Genomic DNA, 16,949 nt, shown 5'->3' with positions numbered 1-16,949 from the left:
TAAATAAAAAAATACGAGACAAAAATTGTCTCGTGTTATCTTAAATTTTTAAAGCTGTTGTATATGCACCCCAAATAGCAGCCATTAAGTTACCTGGTTGAATAGCATCTCCTAATAAATAGATATTTTCTCCTTTAATTGAATCATATAATGTTTGATTAGATTTATAACCAACAGATACAACAACTGTATCAGCTTCAATTGCTTTTGGTGTATGATGTACCCCAAATAATGACATCATACGTGCTCTATTATTAATATTTGGTTCGTTTGTTGTTATCACATCAATCATCAATTTACCATCTTTATATTCTTTTACTGTTGCATTTTTATAAAGATCAACATGGTAATATTCCATTAATTCAACAAGCATATTATAGTTTGGAGCTGCAAGACCTTCTACATTCATAATGGTAGGTAAAGCTTCAACAACTGAAACTTTTTTATTCTTTCTAGCAAGGTCATAAGCTAATTCACAACCTGTAAGACCTCCACCTATGATGACAACATTTTGATCTTTAATATCTTGTTTATCTAAAACATCAACTGCATATCTTACATTTGGTTGATCAAATCCAGGAATATTATCTAAACGTTTTTCACTTGCTCCAGTAGCAACAAAAACAACATCATAATTTGCTTTATCTTCTACTTTAAATTCAGTATTAAATTTAACATTAACTCCTGCATCTTTGATTTGTTTTTTATACCAAGCTAATAAACGACGATCATCATCTTTAAAATCAAAAGCACTTGCTTCATTAAAGACACCACCTAAACGATCAGTTTTTTCATACAAGTCAACACTATGTCCTCGAAGAGCAGCCACGCGTGCAGCTTCCATACCAGCGATACCACCACCGACAACAGCGACTTTCTTTATTACATCTGCTTTAGTAATATTATAATGATTTTCCATTCCACAACGTGGATTTAAAGCACATGAAATATCTTTAGAAGACATTGTTTTCATATCAACTTGGAAAATACGTGCTAAACATCCAAAGTGACAAGAAATACATGGTCTAATATCATCTTCTCTTCCTTCTTTAAACTTATTAGCTAAATCAGGATCTGCAAGTAACGGACGACCCATACCCATCATATCAATCTTACCAGCCGCAATTTCTTTTTCAGCAAGTTCAGGATTATCAAAACGACCACCACAAATAACAGGAATATTAACCCATTGTTTTACCTTTTCAACATCTTCCAAGTTACATGCTTTTGGCATATATACTGGTGGATGTGGCCAATACCAAGCATCATAAGAACCATTATCACAATCAAGCATATCATAACCTGCTTCTTCTAACATCTTAGCTACTTTTTCACTTTCTTCATAATCTCTACCAAATTCTTGATATTCTTCACCTGGTAAAGCACCTCTGTTAAAATCTTTTGTTTTACTTACAACAGAATATCTTACAGAAACTGGGAAATCTTCCCCACAAGCTTTTTTAATAGCTTTTACAATTTCACATGGGAATCTTAAACGATTTTCTAAACTTCCACCATATTCATCATTACGTTTATTCCATGCTGCAATTGTAAATTGATCTAATAAATAACCTTCATGTACAGCATGAATTTCAACTCCATCAATTCCTGCATCTTTAGCAGCTTTTGCTCCTTGAGCAAACCATTCAATATATTGATGAATATCTTCAATACTCATTTCAGGATTATTTTTAGATGGATCCCATACATTAGGCATTGAACTAGGTGCTGGATCTGTAGGATGAATAGAAGCTCTACCAGACATAGCAGTTAACATGACAAATACTTTTGAACCGTATTTATGCACACCATCTGCTAAATATTTCATATTTTCAGTGTAGCTTTTAACATCATTAACAATACTAGGAAGTCCTGCTCCTTTTGGCACAGGAACTAAACCAGTAATAATTAAACCAGTTCCTCCTTTTGCTCTTTCAATATAATAATCTGCCCCATCTTTTGTATAACTTCCATCATTATTCATCATACGTGATGAAAAGACACCCATTGGAAGTAATGCAATACGATTAGGTACTTCTACTGTACCGATTTTAATCGGTGAAAATAAATGTTGATATTTATTCATACCAAATCCCTCCTTGAATTAGTTCACTGAACTCATTCAGTTAACTTATATATACATCGTAAGCCTTTACAATTCAATTGTCAATAACTTAATATTTTTTTCACATAGAAATAAAAAAATAGAAAGACTTTCGTCTTTCTACAAACCAATATAATCTAATACAATAGATATTTCTTCATGCACTGCTTCTATTAAATCATAACTTCCATTATGACAACACCAATCATAAATACTTCCTCGACTAATTCTTAACATCATTTTAGCAGCATGTTCTTTATTCATGTGTTGTATATTATTTAAGTTTTCTAAAAGTTTTTGATAAAGATATCTTTCATCACTATGAAGATATGTATTTTCAGCATTTATTTGATTTTTAAAACAAATAGTTGTCATCTTTAAACCAATATCTAAAAAAACATCTTTAATTTGAAAATCTATTAAAAATAAAATAGCCTCTCTTTCACTATTAAAAGTTTGCTTTTCGTAAGCTTCTTTTAACATCTGATCAAATTCATAATAGCCATAATCAATAATTGCTTCTTTATTCTTATAATGATAATATACAGATCCTACAGAAACATTTGCTGCCTTAGCAATATCACTTACTTTTACCTTATCATATCCAAATTCATCAAATAACTTAAAAGCAACATCATATATTCTCTTTTTCGTTTCTTCTCTTTGTATATCTCTAGTAGTCATCCTATTCCTCATTTCTAAACAGAATAGATTTTATCAAAAGTTATAGAAAATTACAAATAAGTTACATATTTCCAGATTCTAATGCTTTAAAAAAATCATGTGCTTCATCATGGATATTTACTTTCTTTGTTGCCTCAAGAACATACCACGTAAATTCTAAATCTTGAATAATAATAGGAATTCTCTTACCACATCTTTGTAGAAAATAATCTTCTTCAATTAATCTTCTAGCAACATCACTAATCACTTCTAATAATTCATAATACCCTACTGGACCTTTTCCTATATATCTACAATTTTCATCATAACAATCAGGATCTTCATAACCAATATTCTCTATACCTTCTTGTTTATACCACGCAAATAAAGTTTCCATTCCTTTTTCATCAAGCATATCTTTATCATCTTGCTCTAAATATGCATAATTCCATCTTTCTTCACTATAAAGGCCTTCATCATCTCCAGAATATTCACTTTTAAAGAAAGTTTCATTATTTAAAGAAATACTAAATTCACAAACATTAGAATATTCTTTATATGTATATGCTTCATTACTATATAGAAAAAAGGTAATAGAATAAGCATCTGACATATCCCAATGATCCATTTCATTTTTTATCTTATTATAAAAATATTCTCTTAAATCAATCATCACTCTAATCCTTTCTTTGTTTATTTATTTAATTATACTTGGTAATCAAAGTGATTAAAATAAAAAAATCCTCCTCGTTGATTTCAACGAAGAGGACATTTTAATTAATCATTTCTTTTTCTTCTTGCTAATACAAATACACATCCTGAAATAAACATCATTACTGCAAATGCTGTAATTGCTGTATTATCTCCTGTTTTTACTTTTGATTTTTGTGTATTTTTCTTTGTTTCTGTTTTAACTGTTTCGTCTTTTTTATTTGTTGATTCATCTTTTTTATCAGATGGATTTGTTGGTTCTTCTTTTTTGTTTTCTGTTAATGCTTCATATGCTTTATTTAATGTTGCTAATGCTTCATCAATATCTTCTTGTGAACTTACTTTACCTAATACTTCTTTAGCATTATTTAATGCAATTTCAAATACTGACCATGATGCATCTGTATAGTTTCCTTTTTCAAGTTTTTCTAACTCTGCTACTTTATTTTCTAATTCATCTCTATTAATTGTTTTAGCATCGTATGTTATTCCATAACCATTAGCATATAATACTTCATCAGAGAATGAACCAGTTTCTGTTCCATCATTATTTGTAGTTAAAACATATTTTGGAATACTTACTGGTAATTTTCCTGATGCTCCAAAGACACCGAATGCAACTTCAACACCAGCTGTAATATTTGGTCCTGAAGCAGATGTTGAACCTGTTGCTCCACCAATTAATTGTTCTGTTGGATCTCCTTTTGATCCATAAACAGCCATAATTGCATCAGCATTTGGATACATTTGTACATCATATGGTTTATTAGCAGAAATAACTACTGTTGTTTTATTAGAATCTGATTTTTCAACGTAATCTACTAAGTTATAAGGTGTTCCAGTATAATTATTTTCATAATGCGCTTTTTTCACATTTAATCCACTATTATCTGAAACAACAACAAGTGTATCACACCAATCTAGTAAATCTGTCATTGCTGATGTATATGTTGAACCATCAGCATTAATAACTGTTGCATCTGAAGCAAGTGTACGGTCCATATATCTTGTAACTTTTACTTCAGCTCCATCTGGAATTAATCCAGCTTTTTTAGCACGTTCTACACCATATTTCATTAATGATCTTTGGTTATTTTCAGCTGCTACTAATAATACTTTACTTTTTTTAGTAACATTTAATGGTAATGTATTATTTTCATTTTTAACAACTGTTACTGCTTTAGCAGCGATTTCTCTTTCTTTAGCTCTGTTTTCATCACAACCTACTGTTGCTAATGCTTTTTCTAATGAATAGTTAGATTCTTTCCAATCTAAAATTCCTTTATTTTCTTTTAATGTTAAAACTCTTGTTACTGCATCATCTAATCTAGATTCTTGAATTTCACCATCATTTACTGCTTTTTCTACACCATCAATAATGGCATCTAATTTAGACATATCTTCTAAACAAGTAATATTTGTTGGCATACAAATTAAATCTACCCCTGCATTAATAGCAAGTTTAACAGCTTGTACTTCATCATAAGTTGCTGCAATACCTGCCATGTTCATTGCATCAGTAACTACAACACCATTAAATCCCATTTCTCCTTTTAATAAATCAGTTAAGATTTTATGAGATAATGTTGAAGGTAATTTTTCTTCTTTACCAGTTTTATCTGAATGAACTGTTGTATCATCTAATTGTGGGTAAAGAATATGAGCTGACATGATCATTTCAATACCTTGATCAATTGCTACTTGATATGGTTTTAATTCATTATTCAATAATTCTTCTTTTGATTTATTAACCATTGGTAATCCATAATGTGAGTCTGTTGCAGTATCTCCATGACCAGGGAAATGTTTTGCACATCCAATAACATTATATTCAGCTAATCCTTCAATTTCAGCTGATGCCATTTTTCCAACCATTTCAGCATCTTCACCATAAGAGCGTAATCCAATAACCGGATTATTAGCATTATTATTTACATCAACAACTGGTGCTAACGTTGTATTAATACCTAAAGAACTTAATTCACTACCAATAATTTCTCCAGCGATTTTAGCATTATTGACATCACCTGTTGCACCTAATGCCATATTTCCTGGTAAAGCAGTTCCTGATCCTAAACGATAAACAATTCCACCTTCTTGATCAGTTGTAATCAATAATGGAATACCATTATCTTTTGTCGCTGCTTTTTGTAAATCCATTGTTAAATTGAAGCTTTGTTTAGTTTCTTTAATATTATTAGCAAAGAAAATAACTGATCCAAAATCATAATCTTCTACAATTTTTTGTACTTCTGAATTCATTTTAGTAAAATCAGATTTTGCTTCTTCATCTGCTGTTTTCCATTGTCTAAAATCAACCATCATCATTTGTGTTATCTTTTGTCTTAATGACATATTGGATAACAAACTATCAACTCTTGAAGTTGTAGCACTTACCCCTGACATGGCCATTGATGCAACCATTGATAGGGACATAGCAGATGCTAGAACTTTCTTCATTCTTTTTCCCATATTTTTATATTTCCTTCCTCAATTTTGCACTTAATATTGTCTAGACATGTTGTACAATATGTATTGTAACAAAAACAAAATCATTTTGAAAGCCTTTTCATACATAAAATTTCATTTTTTTATTAAAAAATTTAAAATATTGTTTCGAAAAAAGAAATGAAATTAATCATTTCTTAAATTGTTGATGTTGAGCTTGAATATAATTATGATACCACTTAAAACTATCCTTCTTATAACGTTTATATGTACCATTTCCTAAATTATCACCATCTACATAAATAACTCCATATCTTTTTGCCATTTCACAGCTTCCAGCTGAAACAATATCAATAACACCCCACATAATATAACCAATAACATCAACACCATCATCAATGGCTTCTTCTATTTGTTTAAAATGTTGTTTTAAATAATCTATTCTATAAGGATCATGAATTGAAAAATCACTATTTAATTGATCTCTTGCTCCTAAGCCGTTTTCTGAAATAAAAATTGGTTTTTGAGTACGATCATACATTTTATTGAGCATAATTCTAAGACCAATTGGGTCAATTTGCCATCCCCATTCACTTGCTTTTAAATAAGGATTTTTAGTTGAAACTACTAAATTACCTGCTGTTTGTTGTCCATCTTCTTGAACAGTAGCAATTGAACTTGAATAGTAAGAAAAGCTAACAAAATCACAAGCATATTCTTTTAACAATGCTTCATCGCCCTCTTCCATTTTTAAATGAATATCATTTTCTCTAAAAAAGCGATCCATATAACTTGGATAATGACCATTAGCTAAAATATCAACTGCAAACCATTGATGTATTTCTTCATCTCTAACGGCTTTTAAATTATCTTCTGGTGAAGATGTTAAAGGATAATAACAAAAACATGCGACCATACATCCTGATTGACTTTTAGGAGATAATTCTCTTGCTATTTTAATTGTTTGTGCACTTGCAATAAATTGATGATGAAGTGATTGAAAAACAAGACTTTGATTATAGGATTTGTCTTTTTCTTTAACTAAACCTACGCCATTATAAGGACTAAAATAACCTGCATTTATTTCATTAAATGGTAAGAAATAATCAATATATTGTCCCCAATGTTCAAAAACAGTTCTCGCAAATCTTTCATAAAAAGTAACTAATTTTCTATTTGTCCAACCACCATAATTTTCTACTAAATATAGTGGTACAGCATAATGATTCATTGTTAAAAATATTTTCATACCCGCCTTATGAACTTCTTTAAAAATATGATCATAAAACGCGATTCCTTTTTTATTTGGTTCTAACTCATCACCTTGAGGATATAATCTTGCCCAACTTATTGAAAATCTATAAATATCAATCCCCAATTCTTTTAATAAAGCAATATCTTCATCTATATGATGATATCCATCACTGCCTTTTCTAAAAGGATAATTTCCAATACCCTGACATTTTTTTGCTTCATCTATAACATCTCGTGTGAGTAAGCGTGTTGCTGTTGTAGCATCAGAAGTTCTCTTTAAATAAGGTCTACAATCTTGTGTATCTAAACCTTTTCCATCTAAATCATAACCTCCTTCATATTGACTACTAGCAGTTGCTCCACCCCAAAGAATATCTTTTTTCTTTTGTATATATACCATTTTATGTCCTCCTTTTAAAAACTAAGGTGATTTCTCACCTTAGTTTCTTTGCAAGTATATAGGCACCATATTCTGGTGTATGAATAGGTGGAATAAGATTAAAACGATTTCCTAATTGATCTTGAAGATGAGGAATAATAAAGGAACCTGCATGTTGAAATACACCGCCTATATAAGAGACGTTAATGGGAGATTTAAAATTTTTAGATAACAAGTTAATAAGTTTATATATTTCTTCTGCAGCTTGTTTATATATTTTTAAAGCATTAGGATCTTTTTCTTTTGCTGCTAAGCCATTGATATAAGCTAAAGCAGCTATTTTTGTACGATCATGATTTAAATTATTCATAAAAGTAATAATGTCATAATCATTTACTAAATGACATTCTCTTTTAATTAAATCATATAAAATCGTCTTTTCTAAACGACCATCAACTTCTTGACAAAAAACATTCAACATCTTTTTAGCAATCCAATAAGCACTTCCTTCATCACCTAATTGATAGCCCCAACCACCACAACGTTGTAACATACCTTCCTTTAAAGAAAGCGCAATACTACCCGTTCCAGCAATCACAACAATACCATCTTGACCATCAAGAGCACCTTCTATTGCTATTTGTACATCACTTTTTAAAACAAATGGTCTATTTTTAAATGCTTTTAAACAAATATCCTCTATTTCTTTTCTTATTTTTTTATCTTGTCCATATCCTGCTAAACCAATACCAATTTTTGAAACACTTTGTGGATCTAATTGTTCAACTCCAGCTTTTAATATTTCAATACATTTTTTTGGTGTTTGACTTAGAATATGAACAGTTGGTAAAACTATTTCTTGACCTATATTTCCATCATCATCATAAGAAACCATTTTTGTCTTTGTTCCACCACCATCAATACCTATATACATAAATTTCACCTTTTATCCTTCAATAGCTTCTTTAGCTTTTTCTTCTTCTAATAATTCCTTATCATACATTTTAAAGAATGGATAATATAACACAACAGAGATTACAATTAAAATAATATTCAAAACTGCTGCTCTCCAATCTCCTCCACATGCAAGATAAGCACCAATTGGTCCAGGTAATGTCCATGGAGCAATTGTAACAGCACAATTAACTAAATGCATTGCTGTAGCAACCCAAGCAATTGTTGCTAGAACTAAAGGAATAACAATAAAAGGAATTAATAACATCGGATTTAAAACAATTGGTGCCCCAAAAATCATTGGTTCATTAATGTTAAAAATAGATGGTAAGATTGTTGTTCTTCCTAAAGTTTTTCCATATTTAGATTTTGCTTTAAAACAGAATAAGATAGCTAATCCAAGTGTTGCTCCTGATCCACCAATATGCACAAACCATTGTAAAAATGGTTCAACACCAATATGTGTTGCTACTTTTCCAGCAGCTACCGCAGCTGTATTTTGGTCTAATAAAATTAACCAAATTGGTCTTGCAAGAGAACTAACAATAGAATCTCCATGAATACCGAATGACCAGAAAAACATAATTAAGAAAATAATAATTAATGTTGATGGTAAAGTATCTGTTGCATTTACTAATGGTTTAATAAGTGTTCCGACAATACTATGAACATCAATACCTAACCACATTGTAATGGTAGACATTCCTAAAATAATAATAATTGTTGGTGTTAAAGATTCAAAAGATCTTGCTACTGCTGGTGGAACAGCAGCAGGCATCGTAATTTTTATACCTTTTACTTGTGTAAATCTATAAATTTCAACTCCAATAAATGCAGATAAAATTCCAATAAACATACCTGCTGATCCTAAGTTTTCTGCAGGAATAACATATCCTGAAGGAAGTTGTTGTAAAAATGCATTTAATTCTGCATTTTTACTTGCTAATGCAGTAATTGAATCAGTCACATCTGGAATAGAGACAGGAACAATCGTTAATAAGAATGTTAACTCTGCCATAATTGCTCCACTTAATCCATCTAAATCATAAGATTTTGCAAGTGAATAACCAATTCCAAAAACTGCATATAATGTCATAATATACATTGACATTCTATATGGTAATAAAATAGCTACTGCATTAGCTTTGATAAACTTCGCCAAAGCCCATGATTCAGGCATTTGATTATATGAAAATGCAACAACCATTAATAATGAACTTACAATAATAATTGGTAAAGTAGCAATGATCCCATCACGAATAGCACGTAAATGTCTTTGATTGGAAAGTTTTTCCAAAGGACCAGCAAATTTACCTTCAATAATGTTCGAGAACTTTTCAAACATATTTTCTCCTCCTATCTAATCATTAATATCATCACAAAAGCCATGATTGTAAATATACCTGTAACAATCCAAAAGCTTTTACACATTCCTTTTTTTCTTTCAATATAAAATTGTGAATAAGCAACAGATAAACCGCATACAATTGAACTAATAATTGCATTAGGAAGGCGAAAATCAATATGTAAATAATGAAAACCATTTACACAAACAATTAAAGATAACATTGTAGCACCTAAAATCAACAATGCACTTTTAAATCCAAACATTGGAATATCATAGTCTGTTACCCCAAACATATTTTTATATGTTTTATTTTTTTCATTTTTTACAACATATCTTTTCATTGCTTATTCCTCCTATAAAAAACTTCTAACTGTTAGGCTAATATTACCTTTATTCTTTTCAAGAGCTTCTTGACATTCTATTTCATCTTTACCCGTAAGACCCATTAAAATAGCAATCTTAACATTAAACTTGCTTTTATTTAATAGTCTTGTTGCTTCTGCTTCATCACAATCAACAGATTGGCAAACAATAGAAACAGCTCTCATTTTTAATTTTTCATTTGTTGGTTGAACATCAACCATTAAGTTTCCAAATACTTTTCCTCTTTTAATCATCACTGAAGTTGAAATCATATTTAAAACCATCTTTTGTGCTGTCCCAGCTTTCATTCTTGTTGAGCCAGTGACAACTTCTGGTCCTACAACAACTTCAATAGGATAATTAGCGTACTTTGAAATCTCTCCATTTTGAACACAACACAATGAAATTGTAGAACAGCCAATTTTGCGCGCATATTGCAATCCTGCAATTACATAAGGTGTTCTTCCTGAAGCAGCAATTCCACAAACAACATCTTTGTCATTTAAATTTATTTTTTCTAAATCAATTTGTGCTAATTGCTTCGAATCCTCTGCACCTTCAACTGCTTGAGTAACAGCTTTAATCCCTCCAGCAATAATTCCTTGGATAAGAGTAGGTTCAACTCCATAAGTTGGTGGACATTCAGAGGCATCTAGTATTCCTAGCCTTCCAGAAGTTCCAGCACCTACATAAATTAATCTTCCACCTAAACACATTTTTTCATAGATACAATCAACCGCTTGAGCGATTTGTAATATGACGTCTTGTACTGCAAATGCTACTTTTTGATCTTCATTATTAATTGTTTTTAAAATATCAATAGTTGACATTTCATCAATATGTAATGAATTTTGGTTTACTTTTTCTGTATCTAACTGATTTAATTTCATTAATATGGCCCCTCCTTCCAATATCATTATATTATTATTGAAATATTATTTCAATAATAATTGATATATTTTAAAATATTATTTCTAAAATAAAAGATTCATTTTGAAATGAATCTACTTTTTAAGAATTGAAACATTATTTCTTGAATCAATCAAATTATCTTTATTTTTATCAAAGTTCTTTTTAAACACACCATAATACAATAAATCAGTAATTACAAAAGAAGAAATTCTTGATGAAACTGCTCCTATACGTAACTCCTTTTCCTCGCTTGGTACTCTAAGTGCAACCGTACTATTTTTTGATATAAGATTTTGATTAATTTGTGTAATTGAAATATACGGAATATTTTTTTCAACTAAGATTTTAGAAATATCTACCAATCCTGCCGTTGTTCCTGAATAACTGATGATCAATGCCGTATCATCCTTTGTCATACTTTGCGTAAATGTCATTTGAATATGTAAATCATTATTATAAATAACCTTTTTCCCAATTCTGATTAATTTTTGTTCAATATCATTAGCAATAACTGAAGAACCACCTACTCCAAACAGATAAATAGTTGATGCATTGCACAAAAGATTTATAGCATTTTCTAAATCACTAACATTAATCAATTGATATGTTTTCAATACCGTATTCATATTTAAACGACATCCTTTATCTACTAAAGATGTCATATCATCATTTTCATTAAAAATAATATCTACATCTAAATCATGTTGCTCATTTGAATGAGATTGTGCTAAATTCATTTTTAAATCACTAAAACCTTTAAAACCTATTTTTTTAGAAAACCTAATAATAGCTGCGGCAGAAGTATTTGTCTTCTCTCCCAATGTTTGTGCAGAATAATTTAAAATCTCATTACCATGTTCAAGAATATATTTCGCTATTAATTTTTCTGTCGATGTATAACTTTCTTCAAATTCTCTAATTCTTACAAAACCATTCACACTATCATCTCCTTATTTTCATTATATCAATCACCATCAATAAATTCTATCCTAAAAAGAAGCTAGTTTCCTAGCTTCACAAACTATCACGAAAGGTAAACATATGGACAATCATCACCAGTGATAGTACACATTTTATATGCATAATTATTCTATCATTTATAATTAAATAATTTTTATTTAAGAACATTTTGGTCTTTATTCTTTTTTTAGAATACTCTCTCTTGGATTATCTAAATGATATTCTTTTGCCCATTTTCTAAAATGTCTATTAATATATTGATTAAGTTGTACCATGTCTCGTTTATTAAGATAAATGTCAATTAATCCAAGAGGATCTTCTATTGAATAATCTTTAATTCTTTCCATCATTTGATAAACAACTTCATTATTCATAATTTGAAAAGAATATGTATCATGTTGTGTAACAACATCTAAATCTACATAATAATTCATATGAGCAACTAACACTCTCATTAGACCTATTGAACTAGACATAGATAATTTAAAATATTTTACATCACTATAGTTTATTTTTGTTTGTCCATATTGAAGATAATCTTTATAAAAATATAAGCGATCATAAATCGTTCCATAATCTAAAACGTGATCAACTGCTATTTTAACTTTTCTTCTTTTAATATAATTATTAATTCTTTCATCTATATTTTCTAAATCAAGATGTTGTTTTTTTATCATCTCTTTTTTATTTTCTAAAACATCTCTAATCGACTTCTTATCATTTATAATTTGTTTGATTTCTTCAATCGTGACATCCATTTCTCTTAATAATAAAATAAATTTAATTCTTGAAACATCCTCTTGATTATAATTTCGATAATTATTGCTATCTCTTGCTGGTTTTACCAAACCTTCATTTTCATAATAAATCAATGTTTTCTTTGTTACATTTAACATTTCAGACAAGTTTATCCTTACCTAAAAAATATAATAAAACCTCGTAATATAATATTTTCTCTTATTTATATATTCTCATATTTCAAGATTTTATATAAATTTAGAAAATAAAATTTAAATATTATCCTTATGTAATATATTTTAAATAATTATCTAAAAATCTTTTTCTTCTACCTCTACTATAATACGACACATATCCATTCTTCATTAATACATACTGACTATTCTCACTTTCAATATATTGATAATTCGCTAAAAAGCCTTGAGATACATAACCAAACATTTTTAATGATAATCTTTTTTCATAATACTTCATAGAATGTTTTACAATATAAGTATTTTTTTCTGTAACTATATGTGTATATTGCCCGTTTTTTTCAATATATAATATTTTAGAAGCATCTAGAGAAATCTCTTTACCCTTATAATAAATATCAATTTGATTATTTACTAACATTTTCTTTATTTTATTTATAACTATTGGTAACTCTTCTTTAAGATACTTTTTTCTTAAAAAGTAATATGGAAAAGTTTGTAGTGCCTCAAATATAAGATCCTCTCTAAATGATACAAAAATAACTATAATATCATCATTGAATTGTTTGATTTTTCTTGCTATCTCTAGTCCATTATTAGGCATATCTATATCTAAAAAATAAATATCATAATCATATTCATCATCAAAACTTGTGCTACCATTTATTAAGACATGATCAAATTCACCTGTTAAGTTATTTTTTAAACTGTCTATAAATTGAATATCATCATCTATTATTTTAATTTTCATATATATCACCCAAACTTCTTTATAATTTTAAAACATATTTTATAGATTCATAATCCGCTATTTTTTCTTTTAATATATATCTGTTATCTGCTCCATACGCCATTTCCTTTTTTGGTTTAAAAATAAATTCTATAATCATAAATCCATTTTTTACATTCACATTAATATCAATTTTCTTTGTTTCATTATTTTGACAAATTTCTTGAAACAATGTTAATACGCTTTGATAATCTTGTAAAGAAAACTCAATTAATCCAACATTAAGATTATACAAAACCTGCTGATTATATTTATTTGCTGTATCTTTTATTTCTTCTAATAAACCATTGAATATTTTATTTTTTGAATAAACCTTTATATGATTTTGATCTATTTTATTAATTGTATTTTTCAATGTTTTTGTAAGTTCATCACAGTCACTTTTTTTGTTAACAAGACTCATAAAATATTCCAAGTCATGTTTTATTTCTTCATTTCTTTTATTTTGACTTTGAACAGCAATATATTTTTCTTCTATTGATTTAAGTTGAATAAGTTCTATTTCTTGCTTTTTTATTCTCATATTATCTTTATTAATACTTAAAATGATAATGAAAACACTGATTATTGTTACCATAAAAATAATTGCCAATAAATAAACATAACCATAGGAAATACTATTCATATAAATACCATTTGCAATGAAGCTTGTTATTAAGCAGTTTACCAATGATATTGAAGTCAATAGGGTCAAATACTTGTTACTAATAATTAATTGTTTAAAAATTTGTTTTTTATCTAATAAGTAAAGTGTAATAAATATCATTAATCTTGTTACAACTAAAATAATATAATAAACAATATCTTGTGAATACCATACTCCCTCACTTCCTGTTTTTAATACAAAAATTATTTTTAGTATAGACATACTATCAAACATGCAAATAACTATTCCTATAAATGTTGAAATAAACAGATTCATTGTTTTACTAATTTTATTATCTAATCCATTCATTAAATAAAGAATTGTAATCGTAATAACAACACTTAAATAATCATAAACGAGATACTGTTCAGCAATAACATGACTTAAAGTAAAAATAATTGAAAAAAAGGAAATCAAATAATAATTAAAATCTTTCTTAATAAACTTAAAATCAAAATAGCCTATAATAAATCCTTCTATCAAATAAAGAAATATTTTTAACATATTCCTTGTTCCTCCAATCCTTCTAAAGAATAATTATACCAACCTTATCAATTATAACAACTGCTATAATTGTTCAAATGTCAATAAAGATAGAACAAAAGTTCTGCCTCTAAATTTAGCTCTCTTTAAAATACTAGTTTTTTCTTTTCAAATAATACATAATTGCATCAACAACAAATGTTGAACAAAACAATATTTCAGATTCATTTGAAGCACCCTTTTGAATTACAAACATATATAATGAATAAATACATATGAGCGCATTCAAACAATAAAAACCAAATTTAAATGTTTTTTCTTCTGAAAATCTCATAGTGTATTCCTCCTCTTATTTATGATGGTCTTGTATTACTGAATTTGATAGTTCTACTTTTTGCTAAATTTTTGTGATTACTATCGTAATACCAATATTGTGTTTCTCTTACATTGCTAGGTTTTGCAGTATCATAAGCTTGATAGAATTTTATATACATTGTTTTTACTAATTGGTCTCCAACTTTTGATGCAGTTTTACAAACAAAAGAAATTGTTCCTAAAGCAGGATGTGCCCATTTAAATAATTTAGTCGTCTTACTAATTACCATTAAAACAGTACATAATGATTTATTTGTTTTATAAAATGGGCCATAGTTTTTTCCATATCCATATGTGCTAATTTGTGATTCAATATCATCTAATTTTGCTACATTATCATACTGCTTATTGGCCGAATCATCTTCATAAATCATTTCACTTATCAACTGTTCTGTCCCATCCTCTGACAACATATAAACATTTTCTCCTTTAGAAATGACTTAATATTTTTCATCATCTACAATCATTAAAAGTGAATTAGAATCATCTTGTGATTCTGTATAAATATATTGTCCTGTATTATCATTATAAGAAATTTGCGCATCGTTATTTCCTTTTGAGCTAAAATACTTAATAGAATTAATATCCTCATTATTTACTAATTGATCCAACTTACTTTGACCTTCTTCTGTTGCATTCATAGTTCTTACCTGTGAAGAACTCGAGTTTAAAAATTCATTATATGCCACTGTATTTTTTGCAGTAAAATTATCATTATGAGCCGAAACAATTCCCGCATTACTTATCATAATTCCTAATGCTAAAATTGTAGCAGCGATACTCTTATGTTTCATGTTTTTCTCCTCCTATAAATCCTCTGGCTTTCGGTAATTTAAATTTACATTATTTATATCAAAAAATAAACAAGGTGTATTAATTCTGTTAGTTTTGTATTGATTCTGCATATAAATAAAGAAAAATAGTAAATCACTTGATTTACTATCTCAACGTTCTATTCACTTTTAAAAGCATTACACTATTTCAATCCAACATAAATAATCGGCAATCTTCACTTTCATCCCATCCAAGATATGTACTCTTTGCATTGGACTTACTAATGATTCTAGTGTTCTCCAAAATACTTTTTCACTTAATTCATTGTTGTTAATATAAAATTTCATTTGGTTTCCTGCTTTCTTTTAATGACATCCATTTTACCTCATCTCTGAAGTAAAAAATAGCGATTTTTAGGTAGTGACACCCTTTTATATGGGTGACATCCACGTAAATCGCTATTTTTTGATTCTTTAAAATGTCTTAAAAAAAATTGATTTCATCGGCGTTTTTTCGACGACATCCATTTTAACTCTTAATTTTATAGATATTCAACATATACATTAATTAATATTATTTTTTCAGTTATTATTATTTCGTTGATAAGTTTGTCTGCCTCCTATATTAAAAGAATATTTTCATAACATTTATAATTTGATAAAATAATTTTAAGAGGTGATGATGTTAATGATAAATATTTTAATTTATGATGATAATCAAAAAGATATAGGTCAACTTTTACAATGCATAGAAAAATTTTTTATTGAGGTAAATTTGCAATATCAAGTTCATATTTGCAAAAATAAGCCTGATTTATTACAAAATATAAAAAAAATCTGATTTACTTTTTTTA

18 protein-coding genes are annotated in these 16,949 nt (G+C 28.3%); 1 reads left to right on the top strand and 17 read right to left on the bottom strand.

Annotated features, from left to right (window positions below; translation table 11 throughout):
- Window positions 1-40: 40 nt before the first annotated feature.
- The 17 genes from Fi14EGH31_RS02100 to Fi14EGH31_RS02020 form a co-directional block, all read right to left on the bottom strand.
- A complete protein-coding gene (locus Fi14EGH31_RS02100) occupies window positions 41-2,086 on the bottom strand; it encodes an oxidoreductase (RefSeq protein WP_200765088.1) in 2,046 nt (681 codons plus the stop codon).
- Between the two features lie 138 nt (window positions 2,087-2,224).
- Window positions 2,225-2,788: a TetR/AcrR family transcriptional regulator gene (locus tag Fi14EGH31_RS02095; RefSeq protein ID WP_158546564.1), complete on the bottom strand. Its 564-nt coding sequence runs from the start codon at window positions 2,786-2,788 to the stop codon at window positions 2,225-2,227.
- 61 nt (window positions 2,789-2,849) lie between these two features.
- Entirely contained in the window at window positions 2,850-3,440 is a 591-nt protein-coding gene (locus Fi14EGH31_RS02090) for a hypothetical protein (RefSeq protein WP_107029942.1), read from the bottom strand.
- Between the two features lie 104 nt (window positions 3,441-3,544).
- On the bottom strand, window positions 3,545-5,950 hold the full coding sequence (locus Fi14EGH31_RS02085; protein ID WP_200765087.1) for a glycoside hydrolase family 3 N-terminal domain-containing protein: 2,406 nt from the start codon (window positions 5,948-5,950) through the stop codon (window positions 3,545-3,547).
- Window positions 5,951-6,116: 166 nt separating this feature from the next.
- Complete coding sequence (locus Fi14EGH31_RS02080; protein WP_022000969.1) at window positions 6,117-7,580, bottom strand: glycoside hydrolase family 1 protein; 1,464 nt, start codon at window positions 7,578-7,580, stop codon at window positions 6,117-6,119.
- Window positions 7,581-7,614: 34 nt separating this feature from the next.
- Window positions 7,615-8,493 carry an N-acetylglucosamine kinase gene (locus Fi14EGH31_RS02075; protein WP_117482064.1) on the bottom strand — a complete coding sequence of 293 codons (879 nt, stop codon included), beginning with the start codon at window positions 8,491-8,493 and terminating at the stop codon, window positions 7,615-7,617.
- Window positions 8,494-8,505: 12 nt separating this feature from the next.
- On the bottom strand, window positions 8,506-9,858 hold the full coding sequence (locus Fi14EGH31_RS02070) for a PTS sugar transporter subunit IIC (protein ID WP_022000971.1): 1,353 nt from the start codon (window positions 9,856-9,858) through the stop codon (window positions 8,506-8,508).
- An 11-nt stretch (window positions 9,859-9,869) separates the two neighbouring features.
- Complete coding sequence (locus Fi14EGH31_RS02065) at window positions 9,870-10,202, bottom strand: hypothetical protein (protein WP_022000972.1); 333 nt, start codon at window positions 10,200-10,202, stop codon at window positions 9,870-9,872.
- Window positions 10,203-10,214: 12 nt separating this feature from the next.
- Entirely contained in the window at window positions 10,215-11,114 is a 900-nt protein-coding gene (gene murQ / locus Fi14EGH31_RS02060) for an N-acetylmuramic acid 6-phosphate etherase (RefSeq protein WP_106988931.1), read from the bottom strand.
- 114 nt (window positions 11,115-11,228) lie between these two features.
- Window positions 11,229-12,074, bottom strand: coding sequence for a MurR/RpiR family transcriptional regulator (locus tag Fi14EGH31_RS02055; RefSeq protein WP_117851745.1), 846 nt, complete (start codon window positions 12,072-12,074; stop codon window positions 11,229-11,231).
- Window positions 12,075-12,272: 198 nt separating this feature from the next.
- Complete coding sequence (locus tag Fi14EGH31_RS02050; protein ID WP_147358356.1) at window positions 12,273-12,992, bottom strand: MerR family transcriptional regulator; 720 nt, start codon at window positions 12,990-12,992, stop codon at window positions 12,273-12,275.
- Between the two features lie 127 nt (window positions 12,993-13,119).
- Window positions 13,120-13,779 (bottom strand): LytR/AlgR family response regulator transcription factor, encoded by a 660-nt coding sequence (locus tag Fi14EGH31_RS02045; protein WP_022000976.1) that lies wholly within the window; start codon window positions 13,777-13,779, stop codon window positions 13,120-13,122.
- A 19-nt stretch (window positions 13,780-13,798) separates the two neighbouring features.
- Window positions 13,799-14,968, bottom strand: a complete 1,170-nt coding sequence (locus tag Fi14EGH31_RS02040) for a hypothetical protein (protein WP_118632853.1) — start codon at window positions 14,966-14,968, stop codon at window positions 13,799-13,801.
- A gap of 133 nt (window positions 14,969-15,101) precedes the next feature.
- Complete coding sequence (locus tag Fi14EGH31_RS02035; RefSeq protein ID WP_139938666.1) at window positions 15,102-15,281, bottom strand: hypothetical protein; 180 nt, start codon at window positions 15,279-15,281, stop codon at window positions 15,102-15,104.
- 19 nt (window positions 15,282-15,300) lie between these two features.
- Window positions 15,301-15,735 (bottom strand): hypothetical protein, encoded by a 435-nt coding sequence (locus Fi14EGH31_RS02030; RefSeq protein ID WP_118473952.1) that lies wholly within the window; start codon window positions 15,733-15,735, stop codon window positions 15,301-15,303.
- Window positions 15,736-15,762: 27 nt separating this feature from the next.
- On the bottom strand, window positions 15,763-16,116 hold the full coding sequence (locus Fi14EGH31_RS02025; protein ID WP_118473953.1) for a hypothetical protein: 354 nt from the start codon (window positions 16,114-16,116) through the stop codon (window positions 15,763-15,765).
- 177 nt (window positions 16,117-16,293) lie between these two features.
- A complete protein-coding gene (locus Fi14EGH31_RS02020) occupies window positions 16,294-16,443 on the bottom strand; it encodes a hypothetical protein (RefSeq protein WP_157044589.1) in 150 nt (49 codons plus the stop codon).
- A 340-nt stretch (window positions 16,444-16,783) separates the two neighbouring features.
- On the opposite strand from Fi14EGH31_RS02020, the gene Fi14EGH31_RS02015 reads away from it, so the two are divergent.
- Entirely contained in the window at window positions 16,784-16,936 is a 153-nt protein-coding gene (locus Fi14EGH31_RS02015) for a hypothetical protein (protein WP_200765086.1), read from the top strand.
- Window positions 16,937-16,949 lie beyond the last annotated feature (13 nt).

The sequence above is a fragment of the Faecalibacillus intestinalis genome (genome assembly GCF_015097455.1).
Taxonomy (GTDB): domain Bacteria; phylum Bacillota_I; class Bacilli_A; order Erysipelotrichales; family Coprobacillaceae; genus Faecalibacillus; species Faecalibacillus intestinalis.
Note: the sequence above shows the minus strand (reverse complement) of the source record. Positions and strands in the feature narration are given on the sequence as shown.

Coding starts and splice junctions, on each gene's coding strand:
- Fi14EGH31_RS02045 (WP_022000976.1), bottom strand. CDS start 13,779: ATGAAAATTAAAATAATAGATGATGATATTCAATTTATAGACAGTTTA.
- Fi14EGH31_RS02040 (WP_118632853.1), bottom strand. CDS start 14,968: ATGTTAAAAATATTTCTTTATTTGATAGAAGGATTTATTATAGGCTAT.
- Fi14EGH31_RS02075 (WP_117482064.1), bottom strand. CDS start 8,493: ATGTATATAGGTATTGATGGTGGTGGAACAAAGACAAAAATGGTTTCT.
- Fi14EGH31_RS02090 (WP_107029942.1), bottom strand. CDS start 3,440: ATGATTGATTTAAGAGAATATTTTTATAATAAGATAAAAAATGAAATG.
- Fi14EGH31_RS02080 (WP_022000969.1), bottom strand. CDS start 7,580: ATGGTATATATACAAAAGAAAAAAGATATTCTTTGGGGTGGAGCAACT.
- Fi14EGH31_RS02030 (WP_118473952.1), bottom strand. CDS start 15,735: ATGTTGTCAGAGGATGGGACAGAACAGTTGATAAGTGAAATGATTTAT.
- Fi14EGH31_RS02035 (WP_139938666.1), bottom strand. CDS start 15,281: ATGAGATTTTCAGAAGAAAAAACATTTAAATTTGGTTTTTATTGTTTG.
- murQ (WP_106988931.1), bottom strand. CDS start 11,114: ATGAAATTAAATCAGTTAGATACAGAAAAAGTAAACCAAAATTCATTA.
- Fi14EGH31_RS02085 (WP_200765087.1), bottom strand. CDS start 5,950: ATGGGAAAAAGAATGAAGAAAGTTCTAGCATCTGCTATGTCCCTATCA.
- Fi14EGH31_RS02100 (WP_200765088.1), bottom strand. CDS start 2,086: ATGAATAAATATCAACATTTATTTTCACCGATTAAAATCGGTACAGTA.
- Fi14EGH31_RS02025 (WP_118473953.1), bottom strand. CDS start 16,116: ATGAAACATAAGAGTATCGCTGCTACAATTTTAGCATTAGGAATTATG.
- Fi14EGH31_RS02070 (WP_022000971.1), bottom strand. CDS start 9,858: ATGTTTGAAAAGTTCTCGAACATTATTGAAGGTAAATTTGCTGGTCCT.
- Fi14EGH31_RS02020 (WP_157044589.1), bottom strand. CDS start 16,443: ATGAAATTTTATATTAACAACAATGAATTAAGTGAAAAAGTATTTTGG.
- Fi14EGH31_RS02050 (WP_147358356.1), bottom strand. CDS start 12,992: ATGTTAAATGTAACAAAGAAAACATTGATTTATTATGAAAATGAAGGT.
- Fi14EGH31_RS02065 (WP_022000972.1), bottom strand. CDS start 10,202: ATGAAAAGATATGTTGTAAAAAATGAAAAAAATAAAACATATAAAAAT.
- Fi14EGH31_RS02095 (WP_158546564.1), bottom strand. CDS start 2,788: ATGACTACTAGAGATATACAAAGAGAAGAAACGAAAAAGAGAATATAT.
- Fi14EGH31_RS02015 (WP_200765086.1), top strand. CDS start 16,784: ATGATAAATATTTTAATTTATGATGATAATCAAAAAGATATAGGTCAA.